Here is an 11,042-nt window from a genome sequence, read left to right on the forward strand (position 1 = left end):
CCTGCCAGACAAAACCGATCACGCAAGATGGGAATCCGAACGGACCTCAAACTCGACTTTCCAGCCTTCGCCACCACTGCGCGGCACGGCCAGCAGCTCCAGCGTGCCGATTTCCGACACCCGGGCGTGCAACTTCACCGGCACCACTTCGCCAACCGCACGGCCCTCGGCGGGCAGGGTGGCTTCGATCTCGGCCAGCTCTTGCAGCTCGTCGGGGGTCCAGAAATCGAGCATCTGGCCGACCGTGTCGTCACGCCGCACGCTGGAGCCGAAGAAGCGAAAGCGCACGGCTTCGCCGACCACCAGGCCGAACTCTTGCGGCGGCAGAGCCGCTTCGGTGCCCTCTTCCATGCCAAACGGGGCCACGCACAGGGCTTGCACCGGCGGCTCCAGGCCTGGCACGGCGGGCATAGCGGATTCCACGCCCACGTAGTAGGCCATGGCCGTGCCACCACGGATGCGAATGCCCTGGCCGCCGCGCACGGTGCCGTAGTAGGCGGCACCACGGGCTACGGCGAAGTCCAGATCCGCGCCGTCCAGCAGGCGGGCGGCGGGTGCACCCTCGGCCTGCAGCCAGCCGTTCAACGTGGCCAGGGTGCGCTGCACCAGCAGGTCGGACTTGAACACGCCGCCGTTGAACAGTACGGCGGTGGGGTGCAGGAAGCTCGCATCGGGTTGTGCGGCGAAGCCGTCCAGCGCGGCAGTGGCACCGACCTGGCGGCCCAGCAGCGCGGCCAGGTGGCGGGTGACTGCCGCGTCCTGCGCATAGGGCAGGCCGAGCTGGGTCAAACCGGCACGGGCGCGGGAAACCGGGCGGGCGTGGCTCGCCACCTGGGGAAAGAAGCCTTCCAGGATGGTGGCGGTGAGCGCGTCGCGGCTCAGTTCGGCGTGGATCGAGCCGCCGATCAGGCGCGCGCCCCGGCTGGGGATGAGCAGCGGCACGGTGTGGGTGTCGGTATCGGTGAGCAGCTTTTCCTTGGCCAGGCGGCAGGCATAGGTGAGCGCGCGCATTTGCCAGGGGTCCAGCGCCTTGCCGTCCGCCGCCAACTGGCGGGCCACGCCGTGGGCCAGGGCCAAGTCCATGTTGTCGCCGCCGAGCAGGATGTGCTCGCCCACGGCCACGCGGTGCAGTTGCAGGTTACCGTCTTGCTCAACCACGGCGATCAGCGAGAAGTCGCTGGTGCCGCCGCCCACATCGACCACCAAGATCACGTCGCCCACCTTGACCTGTTTGCGCCAACTGCCGCCGCTCTGGGCGATCCAGCTATACAAAGCGGCCTGGGGTTCTTCCAGCAGGGTCACGCCGGTGTAGCCTGCGGCCTGGGCGGCTTCGGCCGTGAGTTCACGGGCGGCAGGGTCGAAGGACGCGGGGATGGTGACGGTCAGCGCCTGCTGGTCAAAGGGTGCATCGGGGTGCGTGTGGTTCCAGGCATCGCGCAGGTGCGCCAGGTAGCGGGTGCTGGCTTCCAGCGGGGAAATGCGGGCGACTTCATCGGGCGCATCGTTGGGCAGAATGGCTGCGCGGCGGTCTACCCCGGCGTGGCAAAGCCAGCTTTTGGCGCTGGAGACCAAGCGGATGGGGGTTTGCGCGCCGTGGCTGCGGGCCCATTCACCGACTACGGCTTGCGTGTCGCTGTGCCAAGGTAGGGCCAGGTCGCCATCGGCAAACTCACTCGCATGGGGCAAATAGATGAAGGACGGCAGCAGCGCGTAATCCTGCACCGCGCCGGGAGCGCTTTGCTGGGCGATGGGCAGGATCTGTGGCGGGGCTTCGGGGTTGGCCAAATCCACCCACGACAGCGCGCAATGCGTGGTGCCCAGGTCGATGCCAATGGCGTAGCGAGCCTCGCTCATAGCTCCACCTCGGCGGCGGCGATGACGCGCGGGTCGTGGCCCTCGGTGGTGCGGGGCAGGCGCACCTCGGTGGCCTTCCAGCCGGGATGTCGCAGCGTGCCACGGAACGGGGCGTTGCCCACCACGTTGCCGGTCAGGCGCACGGCGGCGGCATCAAATCCGGCCTCCAGCACCACGCGGCTACCCTCGGCCTCGGGCCGCGCCGGGGCCAAAGTGAAGTGTTCTTGCAGCACTTTGCGGCAGCCGGTGTGCACCAAACGGGCGGCACCGCCGATGTCGGCATCGGAATAACTGGCCACGTCTTCCTGGATGAAGTCCACAAACCGGGCTTCGCGCTGCATCAAACCGAGCAACTGCAAGGCGGCATCAGGGGTGGCGACTTTCAGAATGGGCGCTGGCGGGGGTGCGGGGGGAGCGGGTGGCGCGGCGGGGACGACACCGTTGCGGGCATCCTGCACCTTGGCGGCCAGTTGGCTATCGCCCAGCACGGCAAAGGCCAGCGACAGACGGGCAAAAAATGAGGGGGGATTGGTCATATTGGTTCTCCACAAAGACAAACGGCCCGGTAAAAACCAGGCCGTAAGGCGATATTGTCCGCGATGTGCGACCTAGGGCCGCACACAGAAAGCAGGCTTAGGCCTTGGCTTCCATTTGGGCGACTACGGCTTCTACTGCCTTGTCGGTGGCTTCCTTGGCGGAAGCTTGGGCGGTTTCGAACGCGGTGGTGGCAGCGGCCACAGCCGACTTCACCAGGGCCACAGCGTTTTCGCTGCCAGCAGGGGCGTTCTTCACAGCGGCATCCACCAGGGTGGCCAGCTCGGCTTTGGCACCGGACGTGGCGGTTTCCACATAGGTGCGCACTTCGGTGCTGCTGCTGGTGGCAATGGCTTGCACGTGGCGCAGGTAAGAAGCAGCCTTTTCAGGAGCTGCCTTGGCGACCTTGGTAACCAACTCAACCAGTTCCTTGGGATCTTTGATCGAAGCAGCGGTCAAAGCGGCTTCTTCGGTTTCTTGCAGAGTGGTCTTGGCGGCTTGCAGGTTCAGCTTGACCAGGGCTTGCGCGCTGTCAAATAGCGAGTTGGACAGGTCAAACAGGCTGGCAACAGCGGCTTTTTGGTTGGCGGTGATTTGTTCAAAGTTCAGCATGGTGTTTCCAATATAAAAAGGGGTGAGGGGTCAGTGCAAGGTTTTACTAGGACTTACGCAAGCACCTCTGTGCGCCCAGAGGGCGACACAGGGGCGCTGTGTAAGTCCTATTTATGTTGCACTGCAACATGGACTGAACTATAGCGCGCACTGTGCGACATTACCAAGACAGGAAGCTCTAATCTCGTACCGAACTGCCCGCACCCCTAGGTAGCTTTATCGCCATCGGCGCAGGGATAAGTAGTGACCACGTAGCCCGTTGGTGGGCTGCGGCGATAATCCAGGCTTCGGCCATCCTGACAAAGAAACCGCCCATGAGCACCACCGAAGTCGTCCGCGACGCGCAATCTGTAGAGTCGTACAACCCGCTTGCCAAGCAAAAGGCCGGTGCCAAGCTGTCGCGCATCCCCGTCAAGGTCATCCAGGGCGAAGTGCTGAAAAAACCCGACTGGATCCGCGTCAAGGCCGGCTCGCCCAGCACCCGCTTCAACGAAATCAAGCAGATCCTGCGTGAAAACAACCTGCACACAGTGTGCGAGGAAGCCAGTTGCCCCAACATCGGCGAATGCTTTGGCAAGGGCACGGCCACCTTCATGATCATGGGCGACAAATGCACCCGCCGCTGCCCGTTTTGCGATGTCGGCCACGGCCGGCCTGATCCGCTGGACGTAGACGAGCCACTGAACCTGGCCAAGACCATCGCCAAGCTCAAACTGAAATACGTGGTGATCACCAGCGTCGACCGCGACGACCTGCGCGACGGCGGTGCCCAGCACTTTGTGGACTGCATCAAGAACATCCGCGAACTCTCGCCCCAAACGCAAATCGAGGTGCTGGTGCCTGATTTCCGTGGCCGCGATGACCGCGCGCTGGAAATCCTGAAACTGGCCCCGCCCGATGTGATGAACCACAACCTGGAAACCGCGCCGCGCCTGTATAAGGAAGCCCGCCCCGGCTCCGATTACCAGTTCAGCCTGAACCTGCTCAAAAAATTCAAGGCCCTGCACCCCAACGTGCCGACCAAGAGCGGCATCATGGTCGGCCTGGGCGAGACCGACGAAGAAATCCTGCAGGTGATGCAAGACATGCGCGACCACAACATCGACATGCTGACCATCGGCCAGTACCTGTCGCCCAGCAACAGCCATTTGCCGGTGAAGCGCTATGTGCACCCCGACACCTTCAAGATGTTCGAGACCCGCGCGTACGAAATGGGCTTCAGCCACGCCGCCGTGGGCGCCATGGTGCGCAGCAGCTACCACGCCGACCAGCAGGCCGAACACGCCCTGGCCAACGCCGCTACCACCCTGTAAATGGCGACGGTCGGCGGCCTCTGGTTCAACCCCCGCAATCTCGGCAACTACGTCTCGGATGCCGTCCTGGAACGGGGCTTGACCCTGTACCGGGGGCAGAAGGTGCTGGACATCGAGGTCCGGGCCATCGACAACGGCCGCTGGCAGCTCACCGGCAGCGTGCAGGGCAGCGAACGCACGCCCTACACGCAAAGCATCCGCTTGCACATCAACGTGCACGGCATGCTGACGCACTGGGATGCCGACTGCAGCTGCCCGGTGGGCGTGGACTGCAAGCACGCCGTAGCCCTGTCGCTCAAGGCCGCCTACCGCACCCAGGCTACCGTCAACGCCACACCGCCCAAGCCACCCACTGATGCCGAACTGGCCGCCGCCCGCATGGCTGCCGAGCAGCGCACCCGCGATGCTGCGGCCCTGAAGGTGCGCCAATGGCTGGCGCAATTTGACGCGTTGGACCGGCGCGGCAGCCCCCGGCCCGACACTGCGCAGGCCGAGAGCTTTGTCTACACCCTGTGCCCCAGCACCACACAGCAAAAAACCCAGCTGCTGCAACTGCAGTTGCAAAAAACCTATCTGAAGAAAAACGGCGAGTGGGCCAAGCCGAAAAACATCCAGACCCCGCCCTACCCGGGCCACCCGCTGTTCGATGCCGCCAGTCCCGCCGAGCAAGAGCTGCTGCGCCTGCTCAAAGGCATGGCCAGTGGCTCGGCCCACTATGCGTATGCGCCCACCCACAGCGCCGTCGTGGAAGGTACGGCTGGGCTGCTGGCGCTACAAATGGCCTCCGATACCGGGCGGCTGTTTACTGTGGCCGACGGCGGTTTTCTGGGCGCACCGCTGCGCTGGGCGGCCCCCCGAGAATTGGACTGGACCTGGCAGGAAGCCGCCCAGCCGCTGGCCAGCGAACCCGTGTGGACGCTGCAATCCCAGCTGCGCCATAGCTCAGAGAACGCCCAGGTCTACGCCAACCACCCGCCCCTGTACCTGGACACCGCCCAAGGCCTTTGCGGCCTGGCCCAAACCCAGGGCATCGCCCCCGAGCAACTGCCGCTGCTGCTGAACGCGCCGCCCATGCCGCAATCGGCCATTGAGCCGCTGCAATTGCCGCTGACCCGCCGCCTGGCCGCCGTGGCTATGCCGCCCACCCTGAAGCCCCTGCCCACCGTGCAAGGCGTGGCGCCCACCGGCCACCTGCATCTGGTGCCGGTGGCCAAAAAGGACGAGGCCACCTACGGGCTGCTGTGGGCCCGGCTGGAGTTTGACTACGCCGGGCTGCGTGGAGTGTGGGACTCCACCGACAGCAGCGTGGTCGTCACGCACCGCGGCGCACGCACCCTGCTGGTCCGCGACCTGCCCTCCGAGCTGGCCATGGAAACACGGCTGATGGCCCACGGCCTGCTGGGCACGCCCGATGCGGGCTATTGCCTTGCCGGCCCGCAAAGCCAGCAGACCTGGCTGGACTGGGCCGACACCGACTTCGCCGCCTTCCGCGCCGATGGCTTTACCGTTACCCGAGACGATGCGCTCACCGACTGGCTGCAGCGCGCCGATGCCCTCGACGTGCAAATGCAGGCACAGAACGCCAACGACCCAGACGCATCACCCTGGTTCGACCTGTCCCTGGGCATGGAGATCAACGGTGAGCGCCACAACATCCTGCCCTGGCTGCCCAGCCTGCTGAACCAGTTGGCCAACGCCCCGGTGGACGAGGCCAGCGGTGACCGCGTGCTGCCGCCGTTTGTCTACATGCGCAAGCCGGACGACAGCTTTATCCGCGTCCCCACCGAGCCGCTGCGCCCCTGGCTGGCGGCCCTGCTGGAGCTGGTGGGCGACCGCCAGCACGACCTGCTGGGCGACAGCCTGCGCCTGAGCCGCATGGAAGCCCTGCGCGCCGGGGCCGCCCTGGGCGAAGGCGCGGTGTGGACCGGGGCCAGCGCCCTGCAGGAACTGGTAGCCCAGCTCGCCGGCCGCAGCGTCCTGCCCGAGGTGCCGCTGCCCGAGGGCGTGCACGCCAGCCTGCGCCCCTACCAGCAGCAAGGCCTGAACTGGCTGCAGTTCCTGCGCCGCGCGGGGCTCAACGGCATCCTGGCCGACGACATGGGCCTGGGCAAAACCCTGCAAACCCTGGCCCACATCCAGGTCGAAAAAGACGCCGGCCGCCTGAGCAACCCGGCGCTGATCATTGCCCCGGTCAGCCTGATGGGTAACTGGCAGCGCGAGGCCCAGCGCTTCTGCCCCGGCCTGCGCACCCTCGTTTTACACGGCCAGGACCGCCACGAAGTCGCCGACACCACCCACGAACACGACGTGGTCATCGCCCCCTATTCGCTGCTGCAACGCGACCGCGAAGGCTGGTTGCAAGCGCCCTGGCACATCGTGGTGCTGGACGAAGCCCAGAACATCAAAAACGCCAGCACCCAGGCCGCGCAGGTGGTGGCCGAGTTGCAAACCCAGCACCGCCTGGCCCTGAGCGGCACGCCCATGGAAAACCACCTGGGCGAGATCTGGAGCCTGTTCCACTTTTTGATGCCCGGCTTTCTGGGCAGCCAGGCCAAGTTCGGCACGCTGTTCCGCACCCCCATCGAAAAGCGCAACGACACCGAGCGCATGGCCCAGTTGCGCAGCCGCATCACCCCCTTCATGCTGCGCCGTACCAAGGCCCTGGTCGCGAACGAGCTGCCGCCCAAGGTGGAAACCGTGATGCGCGTCGAGCTGCAAGGCCCGCAGGCCGACCTGTACGAGGCCATCCGCCTGACCACCGAAAAGGCCGTGCGCGAAGCGCTGGACAGCAAAGGCCTGGCCAAATCGCACATCACTATCCTGGACGCGCTGCTCAAGCTGCGCCAGGTCTGCTGCGACCCCGGGCTGCTGAAGCTGGAGTCGGCCAAAAAAGTGACCCGCTCCGCCAAGCTCGACCAGCTAATGGAAATCTTGCCCGAGATGCTGGCCGAGGGCCGCAAGGTGTTGCTGTTTTCGCAGTTCACCAGCATGCTGGCGCGCATCGAGGTGGAGCTGAAAGCGCGTGGCATCCTCTGGGTCAAGCTCACCGGCCAGTCGCAAAAGCGCGACCAGCTCATCGACCAGTTCACCAGCGGTGCCGTGCCGCTGTTTTTGATCAGCCTGAAAGCCGGTGGCGTGGGCCTGAACCTGCCGCAGGCCGACACCGTGATCCACTACGACCCCTGGTGGAACCCGGCCGTGGAAACCCAGGCCACCGACCGCGCCCACCGCATCGGCCAGACGCAGAGCGTGTGGGTGGTGAAGCTGGTGGCGCAGGGCACCATCGAAGAACGCATCCTGGCCCTGCAAGAGCGCAAGGCCGCGCTGGCCGAGAGCATGTACAGCGGTGCCCAGGGCCGCTCGGAGCCGTTGTTCTCGGAAACGGATTTGCAAGAGTTGCTCAGACCACTATCGAAATAGTAGCGCCTTGCGCAGGTAGTACCTGCGCTGGAGGCACTTTTTATATAAATCTGGACTAGATGCCTGCAAGACCGTCGGCGCAGCCGCTATCCTTGTCCCGTTGATCCACAGATGCAGAGGAATTGCACCCATGCCCCCAAATCCCAAGCCCCCCCAAAAACCCTTCTCCATGATCCGCGAATTCCATCTGGCCGACTGGTTCACGCTGGGCAACGCGGTGTGCGGCGTGGGAGCCTTGTTTTCGACCATGACCTTTCTGGAAGTGGGCGATGTGCGGCACATCTACTTTGCCTGCTGGCTGGTGCTGGCGGCCTTGGTATTCGATGTATTCGACGGCAAGATTGCGCGCTGGCGGCAAAAAAGCTCGGCCTTGGGGCGCGAGCTGGATTCGCTGGCGGATGTGATCTCGTTCGGCGTGGCTCCGGCGATCATGGCCTACGGCTGCGGGATGCAGGGAATGTTTGACCGCATCGTGCTGGCGTTTTTTGTGGCCTGCGGGGTGTCGCGGCTGGCCCGCTACAACGTGACGGCCGAGACGCTGTCGGAGGGCACGGGCAAGGTGAAATACTTCGAGGGCACGCCGATTCCCACCTCCATCGTGCTGGTCTTCATGCTGGGCATGGCCGCCTGGACCGGCAATGTGCGGCAAGACCTGTGGGGTGGTTCGGTCGTACTGGGCGGCTTCACGCTGCATCCGCTGGTGCTGCTGTTTGCGCTGTCGGGCTCGCTGATGATCAGCCGTATCCGGATTCCCAAGCCTTAAAACACGGCCTTAAAACAGACTGGTCGGTCTAGCGCCATTTCGGCCAAATCTGCATTTCCGGCCTTTAATTCCCACATTTTTAGTGCGGTCAATCACTTATCGTTGAATTTAATAGAATGATGCCGTCAAAAGGGTTAACCCTAGTACGGGGTCAACAGGCCTAAAGTTCAACCCATGGATTCGGCACACCAGCGCTTCACCGAAGCGCTTGCAAAAGCCGACCATGGCTGCAGTCCACAAAGCTGCAACCTTTGAACCATCAACCTGAAAGAAATGACCATGACTGCATCTAAATTCGCCGCTACCGCTTTGATCGCTTTGGCTTCTGTAGCCGCTACCAGCGCCTTTGCCGAAACCAACAAGAACTACCCCGAGTTGGTAACGACCAGCGCCAAAACCCGCTCCGAAGTCAAAACTGAGCTGGTACAAGCCCGCCAAGACGGCAGCCTGAACCTGCTGAACGACTCGCAGTACCCCAAGATCGCGTCCGCCAGCACCAAGACCCGTGCCGAAGTACGCGCCGAGTACGTGGCTGCCCGCAAGGCCGGCCAAATCGTGCAAGTGCACGGCTAAGCTCTACAAGCCTGCAGACCGCCAGACAGTGCCTTGAGTGCGATGCGATTTAAACCCACCCGGGTCGCATAGCGACAAGGCAACTATCTGATGGCTCTGGCCTCCGAAAGAAGCACCATGAACACCCTTAAATTTACCGCCGCCGCCCTGTTGGCACTCGCGTCCGCCGTGGCGATCAGCGCCTACGCGGTGGATGAAAGCGGCCTTCCTGGGCAGTCGGTGTATGCGCAGGCGCAAACCTGAACCATACACCGGCTAAATGCTCCTTATAAGAGAGCTGCTACCGCTTATTTTGTAAGCGCTAGCAGCTTTTTTTATGCCTATTTTTATTTGAAATCGAGGCGCTGCTCCCAGACATGTCCATCGCCACCAAGGCGCTGGCTTATGCGAATCCACACTTCGGAAATATCTGCTTTTTCAGAAGTGTTTTGCGGCGTACCTTTGGGCTTCTAGCAACCCCAGGAGATATGGCATGCAAGTACTGTTTCAATCCCGAGATCCCGAAGGCGCTGAGTTCCGCGAACGCGTGGAGCGCCGGGTGCGCTTTGTAACGCGGCGGCTGCAAGGCCTGGTGCCGCGCGTCAAGGTGCAGCTGTCGGATGTCAACGGCCCCCGCGGCGGTGTCGACAAGCGCTGCCAGTTGGCGCTGCAAACCGAGACGGCCGGCACGGTGGTGGTCACCTCCACCGCCCGCAACTGGCGTTTGGCGGTGGACCAGGCCTTGGGCCGTGCTGCACGGGTGTTGCGCCAGTTGGTGCAGCGCCAGCGCGCCCAGGTGCGGCCCCGCGCACGCCCCACCCCCGAAGAAATTTAAGGAAGCACACCATGCAACACCCACACCAACACCCCATCCGCCCGGGCACTGCGCTCGCCTTGCGTGCCCAGGCGCTGCCGCCGCCGTCGTCATCGCGCAGCCTCTATGTTTGGATAGGCATGGCCTTGCTGCTGGCGGCCATTGCCGGTATCGGCTTTCAGGTTCCGGTGATGGGCGTGCTGCTGGCATCGGCCTGCAGCTTCGCCCTGCTACGGACTGCATCCAAAGCCAAAAAGAAGGTATGAACCCCTCAAAATGCAGCGGGAGTTCGCTATCGAAATAAAAGCATTCAGCGCAGGCAGAATATGCGCTAGAGGCTTATTTCTTTTAGAAGTTGGGCAACGGCCCTAGCCCGGAATCCACCCGGCAGGGCTCGTTGTCGGGACGGGCGCTGAGGGGTTCGGTCATGGCCAAGGCCGGGTCTTCGGACTCCAGCACGCGCTTGGCCCAGGGACCCAGGCGGGCCGTGTCAGCGCGCAACACCTCTTGCTTGACCGCCAAAATCTGCGCCGGGTGCATCGAGAAGCTGCGCAGCCCCAGGCCCAGCAACAGCCGGGTCATGGCCACATCACCGGCCATTTCGCCACACACGCTGACACCCTTGCCCTGCGCATGGCAGGCCTGGATGGTGTCCGTCAGCAGGCGCAGCACAGCCGGGTGCAGCGGGTCGTACAGATGGGCCACCGACTCGTCGGCGCGGTCAATCGCCAAGGTGTACTGGATCAGGTCGTTGGTGCCGACCGACAAAAAGTCAAAGTACTTCAAAAACAGCGGCAGCGACAAAGCTGCTGCCGGAATCTCGATCATCGCGCCCAGCTTGACCGGTCCGTAGACCACGCCGCGGTTGTCCAGCTCGGCCCGTGCAAAGTCCAGCAACGATAGGGTCTGGCGGATCTCGCTGCCGTGCGCCAGCATGGGAATCAGCAGGTTCACCTGGCCGTGTACCGCCGCCCGCAGAATGGCGCGCAACTGGGTCAAAAACATGGCCGGGTCGGCCAGGCTCCAGCGGATGGCGCGCAGGCCCAGGGCGGGGTTGAGGTGGGTGTCTTCCTTCTGGCCTTTGTCCAGCGGCTTGTCGGCACCGATATCGACCGTGCGGATGGTGACCGGCATGCCCTGCATGCCCTCGACCGCGCGGCGGTAGGCCTGGTACTGCTCT

General features: G+C 63.9%; 11 protein-coding genes. 7 read left to right on the top strand and 4 right to left on the bottom strand.

Annotated elements, in window-relative coordinates:
• Positions 1-18 precede the first annotated feature (18 nt).
• From ABI213_RS13895 to phaP, 3 genes are all read right to left on the bottom strand, one after another.
• Positions 19-1,854, bottom strand: coding sequence for an Hsp70 family protein (locus ABI213_RS13895; RefSeq protein WP_348005446.1), 1,836 nt, complete (start codon positions 1,852-1,854; stop codon positions 19-21).
• Complete coding sequence (locus tag ABI213_RS13900; protein WP_348005445.1) at positions 1,851-2,390, bottom strand: DUF2760 domain-containing protein; 540 nt, start codon at positions 2,388-2,390, stop codon at positions 1,851-1,853. Before ABI213_RS13900 ends, ABI213_RS13895 begins: the two co-directional genes overlap by 4 nt.
• 97 nt (positions 2,391-2,487) lie before the next feature.
• The gene (phaP, locus tag ABI213_RS13905; protein ID WP_348005444.1) at positions 2,488-3,000 is read right to left on the bottom strand and encodes a TIGR01841 family phasin; all 513 of its coding nucleotides are present in this window, start codon (positions 2,998-3,000) and stop codon (positions 2,488-2,490) included.
• A gap of 314 nt (positions 3,001-3,314) precedes the next feature.
• On the opposite strand from phaP, the gene lipA reads away from it, so the two are divergent.
• From lipA to ABI213_RS13940, 7 genes are all read left to right on the top strand, one after another.
• Entirely contained in the window at positions 3,315-4,313 is a 999-nt protein-coding gene (gene lipA, locus ABI213_RS13910) for a lipoyl synthase (protein WP_348005443.1), read from the top strand.
• Entirely contained in the window at positions 4,314-7,733 is a 3,420-nt protein-coding gene (locus ABI213_RS13915; RefSeq protein ID WP_348005442.1) for a DEAD/DEAH box helicase, read from the top strand.
• Positions 7,734-7,863: 130 nt separating this feature from the next.
• The gene (gene pssA, locus ABI213_RS13920; RefSeq protein ID WP_348005441.1) at positions 7,864-8,496 is read left to right on the top strand and encodes a CDP-diacylglycerol--serine O-phosphatidyltransferase; all 633 of its coding nucleotides are present in this window, start codon (positions 7,864-7,866) and stop codon (positions 8,494-8,496) included.
• Between the two features lie 279 nt (positions 8,497-8,775).
• Positions 8,776-9,069 carry a DUF4148 domain-containing protein gene (locus ABI213_RS13925; protein ID WP_348005440.1) on the top strand — a complete coding sequence of 98 codons (294 nt, stop codon included), beginning with the start codon at positions 8,776-8,778 and terminating at the stop codon, positions 9,067-9,069.
• A gap of 117 nt (positions 9,070-9,186) precedes the next feature.
• Positions 9,187-9,312, top strand: coding sequence for a hypothetical protein (locus ABI213_RS13930; RefSeq protein ID WP_348005439.1), 126 nt, complete (start codon positions 9,187-9,189; stop codon positions 9,310-9,312).
• 229 nt (positions 9,313-9,541) lie between these two features.
• Positions 9,542-9,883: an HPF/RaiA family ribosome-associated protein gene (locus tag ABI213_RS13935; protein ID WP_348008740.1), complete on the top strand. Its 342-nt coding sequence runs from the start codon at positions 9,542-9,544 to the stop codon at positions 9,881-9,883.
• 11 nt (positions 9,884-9,894) lie between these two features.
• Positions 9,895-10,128 (top strand): hypothetical protein, encoded by a 234-nt coding sequence (locus tag ABI213_RS13940; RefSeq protein ID WP_348008741.1) that lies wholly within the window; start codon positions 9,895-9,897, stop codon positions 10,126-10,128.
• A gap of 82 nt (positions 10,129-10,210) precedes the next feature.
• On the opposite strand, the gene ABI213_RS13945 is transcribed toward ABI213_RS13940, so the two are convergent.
• Positions 10,211-11,042, bottom strand: an 832-nt coding sequence (locus tag ABI213_RS13945; protein ID WP_348027551.1) for a putative PEP-binding protein, incomplete at its 5' end; no start/stop codon positions are given.

The organism is Rhodoferax sp. (assembly GCF_039922535.1).
GTDB lineage: Bacteria > Pseudomonadota > Gammaproteobacteria > Burkholderiales > Burkholderiaceae_C > Rhodoferax_B.